Here is a 25,014-nt window from a genome sequence, read left to right as displayed (position 1 = left end):
CCTTTTATGTTCAACCAATTCCATTAGTTTCTAAGTTTTTGCTTTGTATAATAAACATACTCGATTCCTTCACAAAAAGTTAAATTTCCATCTAAAACATTTGTTCCCGAAAACACAAGACTCTTTAATTCGTTTAGTGTAGGTACAAAACTGAGTGAAGGTATATCTCCACAGGATGAAATTTTTAGCTTTTCAAGTTTCTTTAAATTCTGGATAGGAGAGAAGTCCACTATGCTTTTACTATTCTCAAAAAACAATTCAGTAATGGGAGCCTTTACATCTTGCAACGCCGTTATATCCTTTAAAGTTCTAAGATAGTACAGTCCAAGGCTCTTTAAATTTACTATTCCTTCAATACCATCAAGAGTATCGAGCCTTGATTCGGTTATATTTATTACGTTCAAACTTTTTAAATTTTTAAATTCATTTAGATTCCTTGATTTTGGTTTATAGCCCCACAATTCAACCTTTTTTAATGTATTTAACTTATTAATACCGACGGTGTTTTTCGGTAATTCTCCATACAATTCTTCTAAATTCTTTAACTCGTCGATTCTGAATTCAACCTTAGTTGTTGTTTCATTTATTGACAATACTCTTAATTTTGTTAAGCCATAAATTCCACTAAGGTCTTTTATAAAATGATTAAGAATCGACAAGTTTTCAATTGATAAACATTCCTTTAGGAAATTTAAATCATTACAATCAAAGTCAACTACATCTACATTCTTTACATTAAACTCATTTATATATTCAACACTCTCATTAATTGCACTAGAATCCTTAATGATAACTGTATCTCCATTTGAATCTCTTCTCACACGAACATTCCCTATTTTTAAAATTGGCATAAATACCTCCCTATATAGAAAATACACTTATCAATAATTGCTTATAAGAAGAATTATTTCTACACTTAATATTATTTTCCTTCTTTCACTAAACTGCCCCTTTAGTGCAATAAAAAAGCTGCCATAATGACAGCCTGATCTACAACTCTTGCACCCGTTAGTTGAAAAAGGAATAATTATTTTTCAGATAATGGCTTCCAATTTTTATCCCTTGTTTCATCGATAGTTGGTTTTCTTACATTCTTTATAAATCTTTCTTCTACTGCTCCGAACTTCAAAAAATTCTTTTGACTATCTCTTAATGAAAAGTCGTTTGCACCACCCCAATAATTTACGTCTTTTGCTTGAACATAATCATCGTGCCAAAAACATACTTCACAAATTATGTCGGTCCCAGGAGGTTTCTCATATAAAGTCTTATAACCGCAACAAGGGCAGGGATACTTTTTCATTTATCTTCACCTCTTCAAAACTAAGCATTTATTGGCATCTGTATCTTTAAGGAAAGCCCCCTTTACTTCAATAGGTAAGATTAAAGACTACAGAAATTATCCCACCAAATTACTCCAAAAAGGGATTTCTTTTATGTTATCAAAATCAATATCCTGTTGGTCCATTAAATCAAATTCAACCTTAAAATACGTTGTCAAATTATCACCATAAAAAATAATATCTGTTTGATAAACAGAATATATTGGATTTCCACTTTCAGAAGGCGTATCAGAGATATACCTATGGGAAAAAATCGGTATTAGTTTAGGAGCTTTTTTGAATTCTTGAGTAGCAATTTTAATAGCATCTTTTAACGAATTAGGCTTCTCTCCCCAATCATCCATCCAAAATTTATTATTTTTAATATCAAAAATCATACCTTCTAATGGCCAATTGAAACGCTTTTTTATATGTTTTATGTTCTTTTCACTTTTATCCCTCCAATTAACAAACCCTTTAGAAACTGGTAGAGCATACATTAACAATTCTTTTAAATCTGGAGGGAATTTGAAGCCATATATTGATTCAATCTCAACAATTTCGTCATCATTTAACCCCTTCGAAAACTTTACACCCTGATTTGTTAATATTCTTTGAATATAAGCACAATCCAATTTCAATTAGTATCCCCGCCTTAATATGAACAGTTTGACTAAACAATTCCTCACCTTAAATTAACGAGCCTTTTTTTAAAATATCCTGCCCAGTTAGTGGCACAAGAAAAAAGGGCTACCTCTGCAACCTTTGTTAAACTTAAGCACCCGTTAGCTTAACAAGGATTAGTTAAAAGATAAATATTCTAACAATAATTTTCTAGTCTTTTCATTGTTCATATATTCATCGTAAAACGTTGGATAATTAGAGATGTTTTCTTCTAAAAACTGATATTGTCCAAAAATGTCAAAGAAGGATAATTTAAGCCAATCTATTTGACCTTGTGGGATTTTGCTTTGATTTCCCCTAAGAACATAACTTAAACATCCAGATATATTCATCCAATAAGTGTTTAAATCAGCGTTTAAACAATCTTCTTTAGAAAATTTCCTTTTGAAGTCCTTCTGCATCTTAGCTGTATCTTTAGAAGGAAAAGGATTTATTATAATTTGTTGCATAGAAATCAATTCTTTAAAAATTTGCGTTTTATCTATATCAAACACCACCAATTTGTAATATTACATATTTTATTTTACCATTCTTATTCCACTAACCTGCCCCGTTAGTCGAATAAGAGAAAAGGTGCCGTAACAGCCTTAGTTTCTTGAATTCAAGCATCCATTATTTAAATTACATAATTTCACAATTTGACTATAAAAATTTTTTAAGTTATGATCTGTTTACTTTAAAAGAAAGGCTGAAGATAATGATTCGTCGTTTGAAAAAGTTTAAAAACGTCGCTGTGGTATTAAGCTTCTAAGTAAGTCTTAGAATCTACAATACTTAGAAGCGAGGTATATAGTTATGAATCATCCATTATTTAATCATTGGTCTGAAACAAAGTATTTAAAAGATATAGTGACAAATCCACTCATTGAAGTAGGAGAGTATTCCTATTATTCAGGGTATTATGGTAATCAAAATTTTGAAGATGGCTGTGTAAGGTATTTATGGGGTGATGCTAAATCTCAAGAACTATTCAATCCAATTGAACAGTTTGGTTGGCATCTAGATAAACTCATTATTGGAAATTATGTTTGTATTGCAAGTGGAGTTGTCATTTTAATGGGGGGTAATCATAACCACCATTCAGAATGGATAACGGTTTATCCATTTGTTGAGCAAATAGGACAATCATATGAACCAAAGGGTGATACTGTCATTAAAAGCGATGCCTGGATTGGTATGAATGCTATAATAATGCCTGGCGTTTCAATTGGTGAAGGTGCAATCGTTGCAGCAGGTTCTGTGGTCTCTAAAAACGTCCCACCGTATACAATAGTTGGTGGTAATCCTGCAAAAGAAATAAAGAAACGGTTCACAGATTCAGAAATTAATAAGCTAATGGAAATGCGTTGGTATGATTGGGATAGAGAATTGGTTGAGAGAGCCATCCCTCTATTGTCCAGTTCTTCCATTGAACAGTTATATGATTTTTATAACATTGAAGTAAAGAAAAGATACTCCAGTTAGAAAAGCTACATTCTATATAGGATGTAGCTTTTTGTATACATTTTTTATTTATCACACAAAAATTTAATAGTGTACTCTTTTGAGCTAACCCGCCCTCGTTAGAACAACAAGAAAAGGCTGCCAAAATGACAGCTGAATCTACAACTCTTGCACCCGTTAGCCACCCATGAAGCGCAAAATTCATCGCTTCACCACAGAGAATGAAAATGGATCAGGCAGTCTATACTGTTTTAATGCTGGCGAAGAAGGTCTTTGAACTATGGTGCCTTTGAGCCCATCCGTTAGTCTGACTCCAACGACCACGGTGTACCACCGACTGTCGCGCCCAATTAGGGGTAGCACTTATGGGAGATTAATCCTTTTTCTGGTTGTTGCGCCAGCCTTTCTGATTTAATTTTAAGTAGAAAGGTATTACTATTACGTTTACCAGCCAACCTCATACTCTTACTTTTCAAGAGGCTCAGCCTTTTTTAAAAAACTGGTCTTTCTGGGTCTGTTTTTTCATGCCCTTTTTCCGTTTTTATTTTCATGGGAGTTCAACAAGCACCTTTTTTTCTATCGATATATCTTCTCACTTTTCAATGCAGATTACCCCGAAAGAGTAATACAACAGGCTGCGTTTTTCTACTCAATGGACAATATCATTGATACATTGTTCCTTCTGTTGGAGAACCCCTTGATAACGTCTAGCATATGTCCGTAGTTTCCCGCACAAATCTCTATAGCAGGGAATCTTTTGTTATGCTAACTGAAATTTTGTATTGGTTCTAAATAACTAAACTGATTGGACTCTTTTAGAAATTATCTCTTACAGCCCAATTTAAAAGGCCTATACTACGATCCAAATCTTCTTTCACTTGATTCTTATACCGTCGAGCCTCATCCATATTGGCAATTTGATATACCTTAAGCTCCTGGCGCTTAGATCCCTCTTTTATAATCCGGGACCTTGTTATAATTCCATCATCCAGCAGCTCGTGCAATCCTTTGTAAACTTCAGAATGATTAGGCTTATAATTGAATTGCTTAAACGTTTTATAAAAATCCTCCAACATTTCTTTACCGTATGGTCTCCCCTGCTCTATCCACGAGAGCAAATACAGCTTCACAAACGCACGCTGCTTGATTAAAAAGTTATCTCGATTCCGTGGTTTTACCTCTTTTTCCTTTATTATATTATCCTCCAAAATAAACCCTCCTTGCTGACCGTTTGGTGGTGTTAATTGGATTATAAACCATTTATTGTCCGGGGCGTATATACAATATAGGTTGTGAATTTAGAACATATTGAAATTAATAAATTATTGGTAAAACAAAGCCCCAGTTTGAATTAGATTCAGCTCTGAGATGTTATCGATTAGGTTTTATAAGTTAATAGTTATTATGATGTTGCCAATTACATATAATATACATTATATACTGATATATTATAATACATATATGTTGAAATATATGTTTAATATTTTTATTATATACACATATGGATATTTAAGATTTAAAAATCCCAATCTCTCAGTTTAAGGGGATTGGGTTAAATATCCCCTTAAAGTTTTAACTCTTATTGTAGAAATAAAATCAACAATATTATTTAACAGGGCCAAAAAAGAAGGAACACCCTCTAGATGTTCCGCTCCAATTCCCCTTCAAGAATTATCTTGTCACTTTAACAGGGGACAAGATAATTCCTATTGTTTTTGATTTTGCTTCAACATCATTTTATAAAACTGCGTTCGGCAGCTCCGACTGAAACCCAGATTCCCCCGACCAATTGAACGTTAATATAGATGGGTATTCCTCCTTCAAATATCGATAACTGTTTGGTTTTCACTTCTATTATCTAACTCTATACGGCATTGCCTCTTATGGACTGCTGGCACATAGGTAAAATTTGCTATACAATTTGAGGATGGAACTAAAACAAAGTGTGGTGAACAATGTGTTTAAACTATTACTAGTTGAGGATGACGCAACGCTTTATCAAGAGATAAAAGAAAGGTTAACAGGTTGGTCTTATGAGGTTTTTGGAGTTACGGATTTTAGCAATGTGATGCAGGACTTTACAGATGTGAAACCTGATTTAGTGATCATTGATATCCAGCTGCCCAAATTTGATGGGTTTCATTGGTGCCGGATGATCCGATCCCATTCGAATGTGCCGATCCTTTTTCTGTCTTCACGGGACCACCCTTCCGACATGGTGATGTCCATGCAGCTCGGCGCGGATGACTTTGTCCAAAAGCCGTTTCATTTTGATGTGTTAATTGCCAAGATCCAAGCGATTTTACGGCGCGTTTATAATTACAATACCGAACAAGTCCAGTTCAAAACTTGGAATGGAGCTGCTGTGGAATATCAAAAAAATACGGTGACCACTGAGGCGGGCTCTATTGAACTTACGAAGAATGAGATATTAATATTAAGAGAATTGATTGGGCAGAAAAATAAAATTGTCACCCGTGAAGCGTTAATCAAAAGCTTATGGGACGATGAGCGCTTTGTCAGTGACAACACGTTAACCGTCAACGTCAATCGCCTGCGGAAAAAACTCGATGAACTTAGTCTTGGGCAATATATTGAAACCAAAGTGGGACAAGGCTACATCGCAGTTGAAGAGGCCCAGCCGCTATGATAAAAAAGTATCTTATAGAACGGCGGAGCTGGATTCTCCTGATATTGTCCTTGGAATTTTTGGTTATTTTGGTTGCGTTTCTTGATACGTCGATCCCATTGCTTCCACTTCTCTATATTGTATTTATTTCGTTGATTATTTTTGTGATTTTCTTGTTCATTCGCTATCAGAAGGAAACGATATTCTATAAAGTCTTAGAGGAAAGAGAAAACAACCTGGATCCTAATAGCGTCCCCAGTGCCTATCGTCCTTTTGAAGGAATCATTGAAAAGAGCCTTACGAAACAAATTGATTTTTTAGCACAGGAAGCGGCTGCAAATTGGACGACAATGGAGCAGGAAAAAGACCAAATGTTATCTTGGATACATGAAGTAAAGACACCGTTAACAGCGATGCAGCTGATTATTGACCGGATGGAGGATGAAAAACTGAAAGCGGATTTACGGTATGAATGGCTACGTATTCACCTTCTGCTGGATCAGCAACTCCACCAAAAGCGGATGCCCTTTATGGAAAATGATTTGTATATTGAAAACACAAAACTAAAACCATTAATTTTTAACGAAATCAGAACCTTGCAATCATGGTGCATGCAAAAGGGAATTGGTTTTGAATTGGAACTGGAAGAAGAGGATGTCCTGACGGATGCCAAATGGATGGCGTTCATACTCCGACAGCTGTTAACGAATGCCGTGAAATATAGCGAGGCATCTGACATCCTTTTAAATAGTTATGTCCAAGACGGACGAACCTGCTTTAAAATCACTGATTTCGGACGCGGAATCGCTCCAAATGACCTGCCCCGCATTTTTGATAAAGGCTTTACCTCTACAGCCAACCATCAGGATGGTGCGGCAACTGGTATGGGACTATACCTTGCCCAAAAAGCTGCCCGGCCATTGCTGATCAAGTTTAACGTTCACTCTGAGCTTGGAATAGGAACGGCAATTACCTTGACCTTTCCGCAAAAAAATGAGTTTGTTCATATTATCGGCATGTGACAAAAATGTCATATGCTTTTGTTGTTTTGTTCGTCCAATCGAAGGAACGGCAGACCTAAGCTTACTATAATGAAGCTATCGGATAATAAAGGAGTGTGTCGTTATGCAAATACTTGAAGCTACTAATATTCAAAAAAATTACGGTAACAAGTTTAATAAGCAGGAAGTATTGACAGGATTGGACTTAAAAATTGTAAAAGGTGAATTCGTGAGTATCATGGGTGCATCGGGGTCAGGTAAGACAACCCTGCTAAATGTCCTTTCTTCAATTGATAGGGTGAGCAGTGGGATAATTAAGATACAGGGAAAAGAAATCACCCGTATGAAGGAAAAACAGCTTGCCGAGTTCCGCAAGCACCATTTAGGCTTTATTTTTCAGGAATACAACTTGCTGGATACCTTGACGGTTAAAGAAAATATCTTATTGCCTTTGTCCATTTCCAATGCCTCCAAACAAGAGGCAGACCGAAGGTTCAACGAATTGGCATCACAGCTAGGGATTAACGAAATCGGCAATAAATATCCTAATGAAATATCAGGTGGCCAGAAGCAGCGCACCTCGGCAGCACGGGCATTTATTCATAACCCGAGCATTATTTTTGCAGATGAACCAACAGGGGCACTCGATTCCAGGTCAGCCTCCGATTTATTAAATAAACTGAACCAGTTAAACATCAGCAGCGGCGCCACGATTGTAATGGTAACGCACGATCCTGTGGCTGCCAGCTATAGCAGTCGAGTCATTTTTATTAAGGATGGTCAAATATACACCCAACTGAATAAGGGTGATCAATCACGCCAAGCATTTTTTAAAGACATCATGAAAACACAAGGTGTATTGGGAGGGGTCACCCAGAATGAGCATTAATCATTTGATTATCCGTAATCTGAAAAAGAATCTAAAAAACTACTATCTATATGTGTTTGCCCTAGTCTTTAGTGTTGCCTTGTATTTTGCCTTTGTCACTTTGCAATATGACCCGGCGATGGACGCGACAAAGGGCTCCATTAAGGGTGGCGCTTCCATTCGGGCAGCATCCGTTCTACTTGTCGCCATTGTGGCGATCTTTCTGCTGTACGCGAATACAATCTTCATTAAGAGGCGCAGCAAGGAAATCGGCCTGTTTCAACTCATTGGGATGACCAAAAGCCGAATATTCCACCTCCTGAGCACTGAGAACTTTTTTCTATATTTCGGCTCCATGGTAATAGGAATATTCCTTGGCTTTTCATTTTCCCGATTTATCATGATGATTCTGTTGAAAGTCACGCAAGTGGATGCGGACGCCGTTTTACGATTTTCAACCAAGGCTTTTGTGCAAACTCTGATTGTGTTCGTCACCATTTATTTGTTGATAATGTTGATGAATTATATATTCATAAAAAAACAGTCCATTTTGGCTTTATTTAGGATTACCTCGTCGACCGAACAAAAAGTAAAGAAATTATCGATTTGGGAAATTCTGATCGGAATCATTGGTATGATTCTGATAGCGGTTGGCTATTACGTTTCTTCAAAATTATTTGGCGGCGATTTTACCACGATGAATGAATTATTCATGGCGATGATTGGAATTCTTGGTTCTGTCATCATCGGAACCTATCTGTTTTACAAAGGCTCCGTCAGTTTTATATTCCATTTGATCCGGAAAAAGAAAGATGGGTATTTAAACATTAACGAGGTCTTATCACTCTCTTCCATTATGTTCCGGATGAAATCAAACGCCTTATTATTAACAATTATCACTACTGTTTCCGCTTTGGCCATTGGACTTTTGTCATTAAGTTATATTTCTTACTACTCTGCTGAAAAAATGGCTAAAAATAATGTGGCTGCCGATTTTGCCTTCACCAAAACGAAGGATGCCGAACAATTTAAAAAGGCATTAGAAGATAATCATCTGCCATTTAATGAAAAAAGAGCCGAAGTCATTCAAGTAAATGCTGACCTATCGACCATTATGGAAAACGGATTGCAGGAATTAACCATTAAGCAAAGCAGCGTGCCTCTCCCAGTCGTCAGTGACAAGGCTTTGATAGACATGGATCTGTCACCAGAGGAAACGATCTTTACCGGTTATAATGATTTGCTGCAATCATTTATGTCACTAAAAGATTCAGGGCAAATCAAATTGCATGGACAAAACGAGGACATTTCTTTACAGTATAAAGGCTTAGCAAAAGAATTTATTGTTTCAAAATATTTTACTGGCGGTGGCTTCCCTGTGGCGGTTGTCAACGACTCTGTCTTCAAACACTTAAAAAATAATCTTGACCCTACCATCCAAAAGGAATCCTCTTTATTTATTGGGATTACGTTGAAGGATGAGGAGCATGTTACAAAGGCGAATGATCTGTTCAAAGAAATGTTTGGGAATGAGGACTACTCGATGGATTCTCGGTTGGAAATGAGCAACTATCAGAAACAAAATATGGGACTGATCATGTTTATCGTCAGCTTTTTGGGATTAACATTCCTGATTACCTCTGGCTGTATTTTGTATTTTAAACAAATGGGCGAAGGTGAAGAGGAAATGCCTAGCTACACAATCTTAAGGAAACTCGGGTTTACCTCGGGGGATTTGGTGAAAGGCATTCGCGGGAAGCAGCTGTTTAGTTTTGGGATTCCTTTAGTAATCGGCTTATCACACAGTTACTTTGCAGTCAAATCTGGCTGGTTCCTCTTTGGGACGGAACTGTGGACACCGATGATTGTAGTCATGATTGTATATGCCACATTGTACTCTATCTTCGGAATGCTGTCTGTTCAATATTACAAGAAGGTTATTAAAGAAGCCCTATAACGTGAAAGGCTCTAGTATGGTTGTAGATGCTGGAGCCTTTGTTTTATTTTTTGTAAGGCTAAGTTAAACTTGTATGTTGATTTCGGCTCCAATCAATATTAAAACATCATCAACATTGCTTTTAACACAGGCTATTTTAAAGATTTGTTAGAAGAGCATGGAGTTATTGAAAAGAAATAGTAAAAGTATTGTCCCTTTTTGAAAAAATCGAAAGAACAAAACAATATATATTTTAATTATGAAAAGAACATATTCATATAAAATGATAATCCCAATTTACATATCAAATCCATTAGAAAAAGTATGAAAGTAATATGATACTCTTTTTTCTAAACAAAAATGTACAGAATACCCTCTCTTTTAATTAATATATATTAGTAGAACGCCAATACCCATATTTCTAAAACAAAACTTGCTTGATCATATACATTTTTGTCTATAAAACTATGTGTTAAATTTCTAGCTTCCAGTAAACTCATATTTATTCCTCTTTTCCTAAAAATAAAAAAAGCAAGGAGACTGTGCCATTTAACGCTAACTCTTTGTATTGGATGGCATTTTGCAAAAATGCACTATCTAAAACAAAGGGCCATAGATAAAGCATTGTCTATAGCCCTTTAGCTACTTGATGTTCTTCTATAGCCTATAAAGTTAAACCACCATCGACAAGTGCAATTGAACCTGTCATATAGCTTGCTTTATCCGATGCTAAGAAAGCAACCATTTCAGCGAGTTCTTTCGGATTTGCATAACGGCCCATTCTCATATTAGATATCTCTTCTGGAACATAACCGCCTTTTTCAAACTGATCAGCAACACTAGCTGTTAATGCAGTTTGTACACCGCCTGGGCAAAGTGCATTAATACGAATTCCTTTTTTCACATATTCTAGCGCAGCACCTTTGGTTAAACCAATAACCGCATGTTTGCTTGCAGAATATACAGCCACACTATGTTCAGGGCGAATTCCTGCAGTAGAAGCAGTATTAATAACGGACCCGCTTCCTTGCTCGTCCATTACTTTTAATACATATTTCAATCCAAGGAAGACTCCTTTTACATTGATTGCCATAATACGGTCAAATTCGGATTCTTCTACTGTTGTAAAAGGTGCAAACTTTTGAATAACACCCGCATTATTGAAAAATATATCAATACGCCCATATGTTTCTACGGCTTTATTTACATAGTTTTGTACATCTTCACTTTTCGATACATCCGCAGATACGAAGATCCCTTCTCCGCCTTGTGCCTTAATAAGTTGTAATGTTTCTTCCCCAGTTTCTTTATTAAAATCAACTAAGACAACTTTCGCACCCTCAGCAGCAAGTTTCAGACTGCTTGCTCTTCCAATTCCGCTTCCTGCCCCAGTGATCACCGCAATTTTATTTGTTAATTCCATGTTCAATTCCTCCTTATTTATGTCTCCCCAGCATCACCTATTCTAAAGCTTCTATTTTTGTATTAATTGTAATATTCTACGGATAATAGTATTTTTTTAATGTAATAATAAAAAGTGTAACCTATTTCAATAAAATTGAATGGAGTATATGAAATAGATGGAAATATCCAAAAAAGATTTGCAATATATTTGTCAGCTTATTTACGAAATTCATCAAATACCCGTCTATTATGTCAACCAATTTGGTGAATTCGAATACGAATTTTCGCGAAGTGCCCTACGGAAAAATCCGTATTATGCTCCGTTGAAGGAGCAAATCAGCATCTATACGTATGAAGATGATCCCAATGATTTTCCTATCTTCTTTTCTAATTCAAATTTAAACTTTTTCTTTGTCAATCTAAAAAAAACAAACCTTTTTTTAGGATCCATTATTGTTGGACCTTCTATTATCTCAGAAATATCAGAAGAAAATATAACCAAAATGATAGATAATTTTAAAAGAAACGAGAATAAGAGGAATCTCATTGAATATTATCAATCCATTCCCATTATAGACAATCAACAACTTCTAACAATTAGTTTATTGGTTTATTATTTGATTTATCATAAAAAGTTGGATAAAAGTTTTGTCATCCAAAATAATAAAGCGATAGCACCCGTAATCATTGAAACAGAGGATCCAGACCTTGAGCTTTCGAAAGGGAGAAGGAATTTCATTTTTCATTCAAATCTTTCATATGAACGTGTTTTGCTTGATTATGTCAAAAACGGACGAATAGATAAAATTCATGATGTCATTAATTACTCAATTATCGGGGAGGCAGAATTAGGATTGTTATCTAAACGGAGCCGCTTAAGGAGTGAAAAAAATTTAATGATAACAGGAGTTGCCCTTGTTTGCAGAGCTGCTATTGAGGGCGGATTAAACGATGAAACAGCCTTTACTTTAAGTGACTTCTATATTCAACAACTAGAGGAATTAGGAAGGTTAAAAGAAATATTAAAATTAATGGAAGAAGCTATTATAGATTTTACCAATCGTGTTCACCAATTAAATGATGAAAAATACACTGCAACAGTAACCGCTTGTAAACATTATATTTATAATAATCTTTACGGCGAAATCACACTAGATCACCTTGCACAAATGTGTCATTTAAGTCCAAACTACTTATCATCACTATTTAAAAAAGAAGTTGGAATCACAATAAGTGAATATATTCAACAGCAACGAGTTGACGAAGCAAAAAAGCTATTAATTTTAACAAATTATCCGATTTCAGACATTGGCACATGGCTAAATTTTAACGATCAAAGTTATTTTATAAAAATCTTTAAAAAATACATAGGGTTAACCCCTAGGCAGTTTAGAAATAATCATTCTTCTAAGAATACATCAACATAATTATATATAAATGAAAATTTAATCGTATGATCCGAATGGTCCTGTTGGTGAAAATCCGCGTAATAATCATCCTTATTATAGATTATTATGAATATGGGAAATTGATATAAAAACCCTAATTACTTAATACAACGAGTAATTAGGCTTTGGTTAATCAAATGATACAAAGTTAATATTTCTAATAAATCATCGTCTATTAAGGATTTTTTCTTTCACCATGTTTCCCTATTATTACTAATTGAGTAGATAGTTTATTTTCAACTTAAGCTATTAACTTAAAAACAGGAGAAAAATAGAGGGGAATTCAGAAGAATCAAATTATATACGTTTTTATTTCTATTGTTTTCGTTTTCATGGAGAATGTTCCGGTTTTCATTGATTTTGCTAGGATTAATCCAAACGTGTGATAATTATCGTCAATCCAAGATTTTATTCCACGCTTTCTCCGGCCCTTACCTCACGATAAGTACCTTGCGCTTCCTTGGTGGTTAGTCGATGTGCACCCCCACAGTGGACTTTCACCACCTAGATAGTTGCCATGCCTAGCACACACAAAAAAAGCTGCCGAGATTGGCAGCTGGCTCTTCAACTCTTATTTGCTAAAGAGGCGAATTAAATAACCTCCGTGATGAACATTTCTTTTTATTTCATTATTTCTTGTTTATCGTAATCCCTTAACGCCCAAGTTAAAATATCATTTGCGTAAAGGCCTACTTCGCCTGGTGAAATTTCAACAAACTCACCATCAATAAATGCAGCCCAATGGATGTTTTCTGTAGGTTTTTCAACCAATCCATTGATTCCTGTAATCATACCGTTTGTTTCCGCTACATCAAAGTTGTTTTTGGTTATGTCGTAAATATTGTCCCCCTCTTCAAATGTTATATTTTTCTTTACTATAACTTTATTGTTTTGATCAATAATCTGAATAATGCTATTTACTTCGACTGCATATGCTGGATTTGCAAGCCATAAAGCAAACAAAAAGGGGAGTGCAAAAGCAAGTTTGAACATATATATCCTCCTCATTTTTTCTTATTTTTTCCTAATGTCATTTAATAATGAGTGTTATTTGCATATAAAAACACCTAACAAGTTGTTAGGTGTAATTTCAAATATAAATAGAATTAACTATAACAGAACGGGTTTCCGGTAATATGCAGTTAAAATTTATTATGAAAGGGATCTTGTTTATTCCACAATTCAGTATAGTGCCCATTCGGATTTGATAATAGAGTTTCGTGGTTTCCTACTTCTACGATTCTTCCTCTACGATTTTATCAACATAGGTTATAGCCGATAATCTGTGTGTACTAAGATAGTTGTTTTTCCTTTATATACTTCATTTATGGTTTGCTGGATTTCCTTTTCAATTTGTTTTCATTTTAGCATATTTTACTTCAGCTAAACTGCAACGTCACCACTATAAAAAAAGTGATTGCCGCAGCAACCCCCTCTTTAACATAAGCACCCGTTAGTGTAAGTACATTTCTTCACAATCTTACTTTCAAAATATAAAAAGAGCTACCTAAGTAGAGTAGCCCTAAAAAAGTAATTAAAGTTCCTCACTTATGAATAGTGGGGTTTTTGTCTCCTGAATAGACACCGAATGTGTCTATTTTTATATTAAATGGTTTTATATGTTTAGTGAGAATATTGTCCATAATATATTATTATGGGTTTCTTTTAACGACGGCAGTATATTGTTATTTTATTGCGTTTTTTTCGCCACATTTAAGTGTTTATTACCACTTTTTTGCTACTTTTAATACGACATCAATTATTTATTACCTAAAAATCAAAAAATCCCCTGTCAAAAAAACCCAGCGACTCAATACTGATGCTTTTTAACATTTTATTAAAGTAATTTTCCTAAATAATACGGCATTTGGCATCGCCACCAAACCCAATCATGCGAAACATCTTCGCCCCACTCATCAAACCATGCTGGAATTTGTTTTTGTTCAAAGGCCTCTTTTAATGTAGAGTATGAAGGCAGCCCATCCTGTTCCCAATCACCCAGCCCGGTACAAATAATGATATCTGCTGAACGATATCGATCAATAAACCAGCCGTCATTTTGATTCCATATGTAATCACTCGGTGAATTTTCGTATACAAGAGGATCATTTCCGTAATCCCCAAAAAAGAAACGCACATCGTAAACACCGCTAAGTGCAACGGTTGTTTGGAAGACATCCGGATGTCTCAAGAAAAAGTTCAACGCATGATATGCCCCCATACTACACCCCGTTGTCATCATTGGATCAAACCAACCTGTTTTATATTTAATAAATGGAATAGCTTCTGAAATCACATAACGGTCATATGCTTCATGAGCTAATGCACGGTCATGCGCCGGTTTTGAGTCGTGTAGCCAACTTTCGCTATCTATACTAGCCAATGTAAAAAACTGAACTTTTCCGGATTCAATAAAGTCATGACACACATCAATCATTCCAAAATCATAGTATTCAAAATGCGTCCCTCCAGATGAAGGAAAAACTAAGATTGGCATGCCACTGTGTCCATATCTGTTCAACAGCATTTCACGTCCTAATTCGCCACTCCAATGGTTTAAATGTTCTATATGCATAGAAAAATCTCCTATCCCTATACGTTTACAATGCTGCAATTTTTTCGTTCATGTACAAAACGGATAATGTCATCGACTTCTTCCTGCGAATCTGCATTAATCGCATAAAATTGATTTCCTTGGAGTTCCGCAAACGCATCTGGCATGCGCTGTTCGAACTTCACACAGTCGCCAAATCGTTCATAAATAGCATTCGTATCATGTTTATACTCATACGCATCACGCTGTGTTACACCGACACAAAACTGGTTTTCGGCATCGGACTCCTTAAATTCTCCTCCTGTCACAAGAGAAGCATACTGAGAAAATAAATCAATGGAGTACGCGAAATTGTACATATCAATCGTGAAGCCGCCAGCCAAGCGGTTATTATATTCAAGTGCAACATAATCCCCATCTTCTAATTTAAAAAACTCAATATGGAAAAAGCGTTCTTTCATGCCAAAAACTTCCACAATCGCCTTTCCATAAGTTTCGAGCTTTGGATCAATTTCTTTTTGAATCACATAAGCTAAATCCAACTGACCCTTAACGAGTTCCAGAGTTGGCACATTATATGTAAAGCTTGTTTGGAAAACAATGTTCCCTTTCTGATCCACTAAACCATCAAATGTACAAAGCACGCCTCCTTCGACATATGGTTCTAAGAAGTACACTTGTGCTTCTCCCCATTCTTCTTCAAAATGACGTACAGCCTCTTCTGAACTTAATTTAAAGGTTGCAGCTGATCCAACTCCATTATCCGGTTTAGCGATAACTGGCAGTCCTAATTCATCAATGGCTTTAGATAACTCCTTTTTAGTTTTAACGATTCTTCCATCTACAACAGGCACATCTGCTTTTTTAAACAGCTTCTTCATTTCAGATTTATATTTAACTTTTTTCAAGTCATTCGTTTTATTGCCGTACACGTTAAATTGCTCACGCAACTGCGCATCAAGTTCTAACCAGTATTCGTTATTGGATTCAATGCGCTCAATTGGACCATGTTTATAAAATAAAAATGCAACAGCACGTTTCACTTCATCTACATCTTCTAAATTATTCACACGATAATATTCTGTTAAAGCGTTTTGTAATTCGGAACTTAATAGGTCATATGGCTCTTCGCCAATTCCTAAAACATTGACACCTGCGTCTTTTAAACGATGAGCAAATGCCTGAAAATTACCTGGATAATATGGTGATATCAAAATATAATTCATAAAAAAGCTCCTTTCTCAATATCAAAAAATTCATTATTTTCACAACTAAGGTACAATTATTTCAATTTAAAATCAATCTAAGCTTCCAAAAATATTCAAAAAAAGTGATAGATTCCTCCCATGATCTAATTCAGTCAAATATAATTATTCAGTTTATTCAAGACCACTTCTCACTTAAGAAACGTAAACATTCTGGCAGGTGTTTTGCCCAAGCTTTTTCATCATGTTCTTCATCCGCAAAAATATTTAAACGAATGCTATCAATTGGAACAGAGCCTTTTATCAGTTGTTTATAATACTTAAGCGAGCAATCGATATATGCCTGCTTCATATTACCATACATCAATTGTCGATCGGCATCATCGCCTTCCTGAGTCCCAACTTGAATGTACACGCGTTGTTCAGGATCCAACTCTTCTCTAGCAATATAACTGTCAAAGGCTTTACTTGTAATCCAATTGGCTAAAGAAAAAATGCCTAAACCACCAATTTGATCTTTATATTCAATACCCATAAAAGCCGAAATATTTCCTCCAAGTGAACTGCCAATCATCGCTGTATGATATTTATCCGATTTAGTTCGGTAATGCTTATCGATAAACGGCTTCACGACTTTCATGACAAACTTAGCAAACTCCACGCCTCTTCCGCCTAGTTCATTATCTTCAGGAAGTGGGCTTTCTGTAATTTTCCAAGGCGTATATTCATTAATTCGATCTTGTTCAGCGTTATCTATCCCAACAACAATCATCTTCGGTAAATCGGGGTTTAGTTTAATTGCAGGAATAACTTTCCATGAATACCCGCTATAAGCTTCACTACTGTAGAAAACATTTTGTCCATCATGCATATAGACAACTGGAAAATTTTTAGCTTCATCTTTATCATAATTTTTCGGCAATAAAACACGCACGCGACGTTTTTCATTTTTATAAGACATATGTAATTGATGTGTTTCTAGTTTTAAATGAAAATAGGATTGATTCATTTTACCTTCCTCGTTCCTTTGATATTACATTAAATATTGGAAGTTCTACTTGAGAAAAATCCAACTGCTGAAGTTCTTCTAATGAATAAGTGTTTGATAAATATAAATCCAACTGGGCAGATATATCTTCAATAACTTTATATACCTCGCTGTTATAAAAATTAAAATCATCCATATATTTCATATAATATTTATCACACCAATTACAAATATGTTGATGTGAAAATTTGTTACTGCTATTTACTACACCCAACAATAATTCATCTAAATTTCTTTATTTAACTCTAAATCAATCTCAATAAACTTTGATTCTGACCAACTGCCTACATATTTGTTCTTGCCCAGCAGTTACCACCTCGGTCTGTAAATGCAATTTGTAATTAATTCAACGTAAATAAATTAGATTCCTTCTTCAACAAACCTGCCTCCGTTAGTGGAACAAAAAAAGCTGCGGTAGCAACCCAATCTTTTACTCTTGCACCCGTTCGTAATATAAGGTTAGCCAGATTTTAAACTACGTTAGTGGACAGGTACATAATTAGAAACAAAAGTTTTAAATCTTAAGGCTTTGTTCATTCTCCTTTGCTCCTTTTGCATAATAGATTATGTATAAATCTTCTTCATTGTTTACCAACAATCCTTCTTTCGCTAACCTGCCCCTTTACTTAAATAAGAAAAGGTGATTACCGCTTGGTTAAGTAAACACCCCTGTCAATTCTATTCAATAAAATTTATTTTATTTTCCTGACACCATTCAATAGCAATTTGTTTAAAACACTCGCCCCGGTATGAATACCATTCATCTTCTATTTCAAAATCAATTATTTTATCCTTAAACCTTCTAAAGGCACCCTTTCCCTTAATTGCCATTAATAAGGATTCCTTCTTCCATTGATCACTTACTGTTAAACAAAAGTTTTCCATAATTTCATATTCATTCACTTCATATTGAGTAGGTAACTCTAAATAATTTTCAAAATTTTCAACCACATCAATTGCAATTATTCTATTTTCTTGTTCCCATTCAGGTAAATGATCAAATGGTTTTTCGTCTTCAGCAGCTCTCAGATCCTCCGATGTTACTAACACAAATTCTCCCGTTTTAATATTCAGTAATGAACGTGACTCTTCAAACTGTATTTCCATTTCCTCAATTATATCTTTTAGTTTAACTTGTATACTCATTATTTGATCACCTTTTTATATTTTTTACTAATGCACCCGTTAGCTGCATAAAAAAAAGCCACCAGTCAGTATTAGTTAATTTAGTAAATTTAATATAATCATTAACAGAATGGATAATGAAATGAAACCAATCATAAAGCATCCAAAGTATTTTAATGGTTTTGGTAACTTGTTTATCTTAGCATTAGAAGGGTTACCAGCATTTCCTTCAATCTCGTTAAAATGTTCTATTGCATCATTAAATGGTTTATTCTCATCTTTCATACAACCACCCCTTTACTAAATAATAACATTATTTAGTCCCCTACATTGGGATTTTTTGTATTATTTTCCTGAACTAACCTGCCCCGTTACCACAATAAAAAAGCCGCCTGAATTGGCAGCTGGATCTTTAGTATTGCATCCGTTAGTTTAAGAAGGAACTTTGCAAAGATTACTTTTTCTTCAATTTCTTAGTTATATAATAATAAACAATTGCGATTCCCAAAGAGGTACCAAAAGCGACAGAAAAGGCTGTATCAACATTCCAATTATGTTTAAAGAGTATGTTTACAACCAAATTACTAATAAAAAAAACTAAGAAAACTAAAAAGAAACGTAAAAAGTGTTTCAAAAACTTATCCTCCAAAAACCTAATGAGTTTTAATAATATAACAATAACACAATTACAAAATTTCCAATCCTTCTTTTACTAACCTTCCACGTTAGTGCAAAAAGAAAAAGAGCCGCAGTGCGACCCTTTTGTTCAACTCAAGCACCCGTTAGCTGAACAAGCTTTTAGATTATTTACTTCTTATTGACAAGCTTTCTTAATAAAACAGCGATATATACTAAGGAAACGGTATTAATAATTGCTATAAAAGGTGTTAATCGATGAACGAAATAATCAAATATAGCATACATTGTGAAACTCCCCCGCATTCTAAATATAATTCTATATTTTAAATACATAATTCTTCCTATATCTAAATCTTACCATAATTATAAATTTCTTCTTCAACTGCCCCGTTAGTGGAACAAGAAAAGTTAGGGATTAATTTATACTTACCCACTCTTGTTATTTCACCTTTTGAATAATTACCGCATTTGTCACTATCAGGTTTTTATCATAATTCATAATTTAGAGTAGTCCGATTTTTATAGCATTGATGCGTCAATATGACGCTTTTTTTTATGCATAATATTAATCACATACAAATTGCTTAATTATTATACTAACCTGCTCCGTTAGTACAACAAGAAAAAAGACCGCCGTAGCGATCACCGTTTTCAACTCTAATCACTTTAATAAAAACACAAAGTATTTTCCATTAATTATTAAGTTGTTTTTTTATTTCTTTAAGTTCGGATCTTAAAGCCTTAACTTGCTTAGAATTATCAATGCCAGCACTAACTGCATATGCAATTATTAGAAATAAGACAACTAAACCAATAAAGCCGTAAAATAAAGTTAAAATAATCCCCATAACTTTGTCACCCCGATATAAATTAACTACTTCAACATTACCATAAAACGGTAAAACGAGTGACATATATTTTGTTTTTCTTAAATTAACCTGCCACTTTAGCACAATAAGAAAAGCCGCCAAAATGGCACCTGGAACTTGAACTCTTGCACCCGATAGCTGAATAAGAAAAATTTATTTATGATTTTGAACAGCTACATATTTTGCGAAATAAGGAAAGCTAACATAAACGGCAACAAAAAAATTGTTGTCGATAAATAATAATGAAAATTAGTTTGATAAAAAATGGATGCCACTATTAAAAACAAAAGTCCAACTAAAATTCTGTTCATCTTAGTAACATTATGTTTTGTTCCACATTTCACACATACAAGTGGTTTCTTGAAGGTAAAAATGTTGAACTGATTAAAGAATTCTATAAGCTGAGAGACGAAAAATTGCAAGAAGCAATTGCGTTGGTGGAGAAAAAAAGCAAGAGATTAATTAAGATAAATGAAACCGAAAGGGGTGTCGTATACGACATCTCTTTTTTATTTAGGTTTTACTGCGTAAACGCAAAATCGTGTCTCCACATCAATTTTTAATAAAAAGATATTTTTGACATGTCTTGTTTTCTTAACAAATAATCCTTCGTCTTTATACATGGGAGGTTCGAATTTTTCGTGTGAATCACCCATCCAAATCTCTCCGCAAAGTCCAAAGGCCAAATTTTGGAGACAATATCTACAACCATTACTGATTAAGCTAATAGGGGATAGTTATGGAAAAGAAAGAAATTTCCCGTTATATGTCGAATTCTATTTCTTTTTTTCATTCAAATACTATAATAATATTATTTTATGGATATATTTTACAAAAATGGGCGTGTTTTCTAAAAGACAACTCAGATTTAGAGGAAATCAGCCATATACCTCTATGTCTGTATAACACAATAGTATGATATTAGACTAAGAGGGGAGAAGTTCGTTTTGAAGAAGATAGTAACCATTTTGGCATTTGTTGTGATGTTGTTTAGTAGTTCGATGTGGGGTTCGGTTGCTTTTGCAGACACAGCCTCAACCTCGAAACCGTCAGTTACATATGGTTCGACTGGCGAATTTGGAAAAGTTACTTATAGCGGACCGTGGCCAGTAAATAAGTGGAGTTATTACGGTTATGCCTATAAATATAATTCTTGGGACAGAGATGCGTTCGAAGCCATAAACTACGCAGCGAATGTTTCTTTGTCTGCAAGCAGCCAATCAACCTACAGTCTTTCAGGTTCTACAGAATTTGGGATAAAAACAATTGCAAAGGCTAATATATCAGGTTCGTGGGGTCAGACTTGGGGGAAAACTTCAACCGTTACTTTTGATGCCACTAAAGGGTACGTTTACGAACTGTGGAGTGCGAAATAGAATAAGAGTGGAAAAATATCAATATCCACGCTTTGGATATGACACTCTCTATGCCAAAGCAAACGATAAGTACGGAACGTATAAGTGGTTTTACCGTTATCTTAATAATCTCTAAAAAAACCAACATACCGTTAAAAGTATGTTGTTTTTTTATATAAAATAGTAAGATTGAAATAATACCATATATTGTTAGGAAAATAAAAGATAGAAAGGCGTAAACTTTGGCCATTAGTGGTTTTTAGTTCTATCTTATTAAATGATTCCACATACTCTTGGAGTTCAATCGTAAACTGTCCTCCATCATGAATACTTGTATCTATTACACGCACATTCTTCGATGCAATTTCGTCATCTTGATAAAGGGTCACATGATTTATAAGATCGTTGCTAGTTGAAAACGGGTCAATACAGTTTTCAAAAGATTAACATACATAATACGATTCCCGAAAATGAACGTTGGGGTGTAGAGGGCTATAATACAGGGGAAAACGTAGCATCGTTTACGTTTGACGCTACATTTACCCGTGAAGGAGGTAGTCCTGCTAACTATAAAATATATTTACCAGAGGCGGGGACTAAAAAATTCAAAATAGCTGAAACTCATAAGGTGAACGGAAATAACAAACAGTTGGAAATGACCGTACAAACTAATAGTCCAATAAAATTTCAACATCAAGGTTCTTATGAGATGTTGGTCGTCCAAACAAACGATAAAAACCAACAATACCTGATGAATTCAATAAATGTTGCAATTGATCCAGATAATAAGTGACAAGGAGGGAATTCCACCCCTCCTTTTTTTGATTGCTTGTTTAAGTAACTTATTACACTAACCTGCCCCGTTACTTTAATAAGAAAATGCATTACCGTTGTTCAGTAATGCACCCTCTAGTTGAAGAAGAATTGTTTATCGTCTTCTAAAGTCAAAAGTTTCATTTGGTACACTTAATACGTGACCATTAATTACAACGGTATTTTCATCAATCCATTTAATATTTGCTTTTTCTTCGTGATAGTTCCAATAAATGTTCTTTGGTTTTTTGTTCGCTTTATTAAAATTTAGTTCTCCACGAACAGCAAAATCTGTTGTTGCTCCTTCACTTGAAACGTAGGCTTTTAGCGTATAGGTTCCTTCTGGAGAACTTTTTTCTGTAATTAAATCTCCTTTAGGCAAACGACTCATATCAAAAAATGCCCAATAAACACCATATCCAATTAGCCCAAGTATTACAGGAATTAATAAAGAAAAAATAATATGTTTCTTTTTCATTCTTTCTCCTCCTAAATGGCTGAATTCAATTTAGTTTATCAGAAAGAATCCCTTGTAAGGACAATTATTTTTTATAAATGTCTATGCCTTATTTAATTAACCTTCCCCTTTGGTTCAAGAAGAAAGGCTGCCATTTTAATAGCAGCCAACTTCTTTATTATTCTAATTCATCTTTAATTAACTCCAAAAGAAAATCACCAAAATCATCAGCAATCACATCAAATGGTTGCTCATCCCAGTCCACTCCTAAGTATACTGATACAACTGCTGGTTCCTTTTCATCATTAAGATTATTAAAATCCAAACAATATAAATCATCCATGCCAGTAAGCTAAATAATAAGAAATTTATCTGGTAAACCAGTCTCTTTTCTTTCAGTCAAAGTGTACCAGATTGCGTCTGGGACAGAAGAATTTTCAAAGTCATCTTGAAGAACACCATATATTTCTTGTGAACCGAAATTCCCTGCCCCGAAAGAGTTTAGGAAGTGGCGATACATTTTTGAAAATTTAATTCCTAATTCTTTTTCTGCTTTATCTATTAAGAGTTCAGAACGCTCTCCGACAAAATCACATTCTTCCTTATTTTGTTCTAATAAGATTAATGCTCTTTCATAATTAGACCAGCTCATATGCTTTCCCCTTTGATGTTTTCTTTAGATAAATATAGCAAATATATTGCATATTATCTTCTTCAACCTGCCCCGTTAGTGGAACAAGCACAACCTGTATTACATAAAATACTCTTCGGCTAAGTTTTTAATTACAAGATAACCCCACGTTGAAAAAGTAGGATATTTTCCCCATTCCTCTTTAGTTACTGGGCGTATTTCTTGGTATCCTTTCATAAGGATGCAATCGTCTGCAAAACCTTCCTGAGATTTAAAAAAATAAGGTTCTATTCCATCTTCTTCTAATGGACGATAGCCCAATATCATTCCCTCTAGTCCTGTTTCATGAATAGTTTTTATATGTACATCACCTTGTTTTAACGTCTTAGTTCCAGCAATTCTTTCGGCGGTGGGAGGATATTCACCAACCCAGTCCATCAATCCTGCCAAAAACCCACGTTTATCTTCTTTTGAAACTTGAATTACTCGCCCACATGCAAATTTATTTGTACCTAAAGGGATTGCCCAAAATTGACCAGGCATTAAATATGTATTTGACTTTGGTGAAAATGGATAAGACACTTTTCGCATAATTCCGATTCTCCAATAAAATTTATTATCTTTTATTATATCTCGATTCAAAATTTAATGGGGCTTATTAAACTAACCTGCCCCTTTAGTAGTTGAATAACAAAAAGGCCACCAAATATTGTAGCCGATTTTAAAAATAACTTCTGTAATAAAATAACATTGCTACTAATGAAATAATGGTATATGACAACGACGTAAAAAATAAAACATTAGGTGTGAATTCAAACTTTTGTTCTTCAGCTTTAATACCAGTTGTACCTTGAACTGTCATATCTAAATTTCTTAAAGTGAAACCTCCTTTTGAAGTTAAAAACCAAATAATAATTGTAATAGCTAGACCAATAAAAAATGAATAATCGATCATTTTTGTCTGGGTGTAATAAGTGATGCCATAACTTAAACCAAATAATACGAAAAGCGTAATGACATGGTAATTAATCGTTTCATTATTATCAAACATCTCTCCTATAACCAGCTGCCCTACATTACGGATTTCCCATTAAATGGTTTCAACAATTTTTGATATTAATAATTAATCCTTCTTCCAACTAACCTGCTTAGTTGAATAACAAAAAAAGCCGGCTTTAGCAGCCAGCCCTTCAGGTATTACTCTTCCATAAAAATTCGTGCATAGTATTCCGTTTCTTCATCTAATTTGTTATCTTTTCTCAATTCCTCAATAGTTTCTTTTCGGTCGTCTTCAATCAATTGAAAACTTCCTGAAACATTTGGTGTTTTCCCTTTGTTCTTATCCATACTTTCACCCCTAGATTTCTTCCTATTTGTATTACGGAAATCATTTCCCTTTTCATTTTGTGATTAATTTATCGCTTTATTCGAATGACCTAAAATTGTTTCTTCTTAAACTAACCTGCCCCTTTAATGCAATAAAAAAAGCTGCCACAATGACAGCTTGATCTACAACTCTTGCACCCGTTACTTAAAGAAGGAACTATATAAAATTACTTTTTCTTTAATTTCTTAGTTATATA

27 protein-coding genes are annotated in these 25,014 nt (G+C 34.5%); 8 read left to right on the top strand and 19 right to left on the bottom strand.

The window, feature by feature from the left end:
• Nucleotides 1–23: 23 nt before the first annotated feature.
• The 4 genes from RCG21_RS16755 to RCG21_RS16740 all read right to left on the bottom strand — a co-directional run bounded on the left by RCG21_RS16755 (nucleotide 24) and on the right by RCG21_RS16740 (nucleotide 2,455).
• Nucleotides 24–851 carry a hypothetical protein gene (locus RCG21_RS16755; RefSeq protein ID WP_133340689.1) on the bottom strand — a complete coding sequence of 276 codons (828 nt, stop codon included), beginning with the start codon at nucleotides 849–851 and terminating at the stop codon, nucleotides 24–26.
• A 176-nt stretch (nucleotides 852–1,027) separates the two neighbouring features.
• Entirely contained in the window at nucleotides 1,028–1,303 is a 276-nt protein-coding gene (locus RCG21_RS16750) for a CPCC family cysteine-rich protein (RefSeq protein WP_133340691.1), read from the bottom strand.
• Nucleotides 1,304–1,399: 96 nt separating this feature from the next.
• Nucleotides 1,400–1,963, bottom strand: coding sequence for an SMI1/KNR4 family protein (locus RCG21_RS16745; protein ID WP_235824987.1), 564 nt, complete (start codon nucleotides 1,961–1,963; stop codon nucleotides 1,400–1,402).
• Nucleotides 1,964–2,122: 159 nt separating this feature from the next.
• Nucleotides 2,123–2,455: a YxiJ-like family protein gene (locus tag RCG21_RS16740; protein WP_372512689.1), complete on the bottom strand. Its 333-nt coding sequence runs from the start codon at nucleotides 2,453–2,455 to the stop codon at nucleotides 2,123–2,125.
• Between the two features lie 346 nt (nucleotides 2,456–2,801).
• Here RCG21_RS16740 and RCG21_RS16735 point away from each other — a divergent pair, with 346 nt between their 5' ends.
• Entirely contained in the window at nucleotides 2,802–3,470 is a 669-nt protein-coding gene (locus RCG21_RS16735) for a CatB-related O-acetyltransferase (protein WP_308913421.1), read from the top strand.
• 794 nt (nucleotides 3,471–4,264) lie between these two features.
• Here the strand turns inward: RCG21_RS16735 and RCG21_RS16730 are convergent.
• Complete coding sequence (locus RCG21_RS16730; RefSeq protein ID WP_235824966.1) at nucleotides 4,265–4,657, bottom strand: helix-turn-helix domain-containing protein; 393 nt, start codon at nucleotides 4,655–4,657, stop codon at nucleotides 4,265–4,267.
• Between the two features lie 749 nt (nucleotides 4,658–5,406).
• On the opposite strand from RCG21_RS16730, the gene RCG21_RS16725 reads away from it, so the two are divergent.
• The 4 genes from RCG21_RS16725 (at nucleotide 5,407) to RCG21_RS16710 (ending at nucleotide 9,904) form a co-directional block, all read left to right on the top strand.
• Entirely contained in the window at nucleotides 5,407–6,099 is a 693-nt protein-coding gene (locus RCG21_RS16725) for a response regulator transcription factor (RefSeq protein WP_133340313.1), read from the top strand.
• Entirely contained in the window at nucleotides 6,096–7,100 is a 1,005-nt protein-coding gene (locus RCG21_RS16720) for a sensor histidine kinase (RefSeq protein ID WP_308913420.1), read from the top strand. Before RCG21_RS16725 ends, RCG21_RS16720 begins: the two co-directional genes overlap by 4 nt.
• Before the next feature lie 103 nt (nucleotides 7,101–7,203).
• Nucleotides 7,204–7,968 (top strand): ABC transporter ATP-binding protein, encoded by a 765-nt coding sequence (locus tag RCG21_RS16715; protein WP_133340317.1) that lies wholly within the window; start codon nucleotides 7,204–7,206, stop codon nucleotides 7,966–7,968.
• Nucleotides 7,958–9,904, top strand: a complete 1,947-nt coding sequence (locus tag RCG21_RS16710; RefSeq protein ID WP_308913419.1) for an FtsX-like permease family protein — start codon at nucleotides 7,958–7,960, stop codon at nucleotides 9,902–9,904. The genes RCG21_RS16715 and RCG21_RS16710 overlap by 11 nt, the downstream gene beginning before the upstream one ends.
• A 643-nt stretch (nucleotides 9,905–10,547) precedes the next feature.
• On the opposite strand, the gene RCG21_RS16705 is transcribed toward RCG21_RS16710, so the two are convergent.
• Nucleotides 10,548–11,306 carry an SDR family NAD(P)-dependent oxidoreductase gene (locus tag RCG21_RS16705; RefSeq protein ID WP_133340321.1) on the bottom strand — a complete coding sequence of 253 codons (759 nt, stop codon included), beginning with the start codon at nucleotides 11,304–11,306 and terminating at the stop codon, nucleotides 10,548–10,550.
• A 157-nt stretch (nucleotides 11,307–11,463) separates the two neighbouring features.
• Here RCG21_RS16705 and RCG21_RS16700 point away from each other — a divergent pair, with 157 nt between their 5' ends.
• Complete coding sequence (locus RCG21_RS16700; protein WP_133340323.1) at nucleotides 11,464–12,714, top strand: AraC family transcriptional regulator; 1,251 nt, start codon at nucleotides 11,464–11,466, stop codon at nucleotides 12,712–12,714.
• 642 nt (nucleotides 12,715–13,356) lie between these two features.
• Here RCG21_RS16700 and RCG21_RS16695 read toward each other — a convergent pair.
• From RCG21_RS16695 to RCG21_RS16665, 7 genes are all read right to left on the bottom strand, one after another.
• On the bottom strand, nucleotides 13,357–13,728 hold the full coding sequence (locus RCG21_RS16695) for a DUF4430 domain-containing protein (protein WP_133340325.1): 372 nt from the start codon (nucleotides 13,726–13,728) through the stop codon (nucleotides 13,357–13,359).
• An 844-nt stretch (nucleotides 13,729–14,572) separates the two neighbouring features.
• The gene (locus RCG21_RS16690) at nucleotides 14,573–15,310 is read right to left on the bottom strand and encodes an esterase family protein (RefSeq protein ID WP_308913418.1); all 738 of its coding nucleotides are present in this window, start codon (nucleotides 15,308–15,310) and stop codon (nucleotides 14,573–14,575) included.
• A 17-nt stretch (nucleotides 15,311–15,327) separates the two neighbouring features.
• Nucleotides 15,328–16,515: an ATP-grasp domain-containing protein gene (locus RCG21_RS16685; RefSeq protein WP_133340583.1), complete on the bottom strand. Its 1,188-nt coding sequence runs from the start codon at nucleotides 16,513–16,515 to the stop codon at nucleotides 15,328–15,330.
• Between the two features lie 157 nt (nucleotides 16,516–16,672).
• Nucleotides 16,673–17,503, bottom strand: coding sequence for an alpha/beta hydrolase (locus tag RCG21_RS16680; protein WP_133340581.1), 831 nt, complete (start codon nucleotides 17,501–17,503; stop codon nucleotides 16,673–16,675).
• Between the two features lie 717 nt (nucleotides 17,504–18,220).
• Entirely contained in the window at nucleotides 18,221–18,688 is a 468-nt protein-coding gene (locus RCG21_RS16675) for a UPF0158 family protein (RefSeq protein WP_133340579.1), read from the bottom strand.
• A 75-nt stretch (nucleotides 18,689–18,763) separates the two neighbouring features.
• The gene (locus tag RCG21_RS16670; RefSeq protein ID WP_133340577.1) at nucleotides 18,764–18,952 is read right to left on the bottom strand and encodes an amino acid transporter; all 189 of its coding nucleotides are present in this window, start codon (nucleotides 18,950–18,952) and stop codon (nucleotides 18,764–18,766) included.
• 1,046 nt (nucleotides 18,953–19,998) lie between these two features.
• A complete protein-coding gene (locus RCG21_RS16665) occupies nucleotides 19,999–20,277 on the bottom strand; it encodes a hypothetical protein (protein WP_165976445.1) in 279 nt (92 codons plus the stop codon).
• 845 nt (nucleotides 20,278–21,122) lie between these two features.
• Here RCG21_RS16665 and RCG21_RS16660 point away from each other — a divergent pair.
• Both RCG21_RS16660 and RCG21_RS16655 read left to right on the top strand, forming a co-directional pair.
• Nucleotides 21,123–21,551, top strand: a complete 429-nt coding sequence (locus RCG21_RS16660; RefSeq protein WP_133340699.1) for a hypothetical protein — start codon at nucleotides 21,123–21,125, stop codon at nucleotides 21,549–21,551.
• Between the two features lie 391 nt (nucleotides 21,552–21,942).
• Nucleotides 21,943–22,323 carry a hypothetical protein gene (locus RCG21_RS16655; RefSeq protein WP_308913417.1) on the top strand — a complete coding sequence of 127 codons (381 nt, stop codon included), beginning with the start codon at nucleotides 21,943–21,945 and terminating at the stop codon, nucleotides 22,321–22,323.
• A gap of 135 nt (nucleotides 22,324–22,458) precedes the next feature.
• Here the strand turns inward: RCG21_RS16655 and RCG21_RS16650 are convergent, their stop codons facing one another.
• The 6 genes from RCG21_RS16650 to RCG21_RS16625 form a co-directional block, all read right to left on the bottom strand.
• Nucleotides 22,459–22,821, bottom strand: a complete 363-nt coding sequence (locus tag RCG21_RS16650; RefSeq protein ID WP_133340754.1) for a DUF5412 domain-containing protein — start codon at nucleotides 22,819–22,821, stop codon at nucleotides 22,459–22,461.
• Nucleotides 22,822–22,978: 157 nt separating this feature from the next.
• Nucleotides 22,979–23,125 (bottom strand): hypothetical protein, encoded by a 147-nt coding sequence (locus RCG21_RS16645; RefSeq protein ID WP_235824990.1) that lies wholly within the window; start codon nucleotides 23,123–23,125, stop codon nucleotides 22,979–22,981.
• A 27-nt stretch (nucleotides 23,126–23,152) separates the two neighbouring features.
• Complete coding sequence (locus tag RCG21_RS16640; protein WP_235824989.1) at nucleotides 23,153–23,452, bottom strand: SMI1/KNR4 family protein; 300 nt, start codon at nucleotides 23,450–23,452, stop codon at nucleotides 23,153–23,155.
• Between the two features lie 99 nt (nucleotides 23,453–23,551).
• Nucleotides 23,552–24,022, bottom strand: coding sequence for an Imm26 family immunity protein (locus tag RCG21_RS16635; protein ID WP_208025448.1), 471 nt, complete (start codon nucleotides 24,020–24,022; stop codon nucleotides 23,552–23,554).
• 130 nt (nucleotides 24,023–24,152) lie between these two features.
• Nucleotides 24,153–24,482, bottom strand: a complete 330-nt coding sequence (locus RCG21_RS16630) for a hypothetical protein (protein WP_308913416.1) — start codon at nucleotides 24,480–24,482, stop codon at nucleotides 24,153–24,155.
• Nucleotides 24,483–24,628: 146 nt separating this feature from the next.
• Nucleotides 24,629–24,778, bottom strand: coding sequence for a hypothetical protein (locus RCG21_RS16625; protein ID WP_165976437.1), 150 nt, complete (start codon nucleotides 24,776–24,778; stop codon nucleotides 24,629–24,631).
• Between the last annotated feature and the right edge of the window lie 236 nt (nucleotides 24,779–25,014).

It is taken from the genome of Bacillus salipaludis (assembly GCF_030938565.1).
Lineage (GTDB): Bacteria > Bacillota > Bacilli > Bacillales > Cytobacillaceae > Neobacillus > Neobacillus salipaludis_A.
Note: the sequence above shows the minus strand (reverse complement) of the source record. Positions and strands in the feature narration are given on the sequence as shown.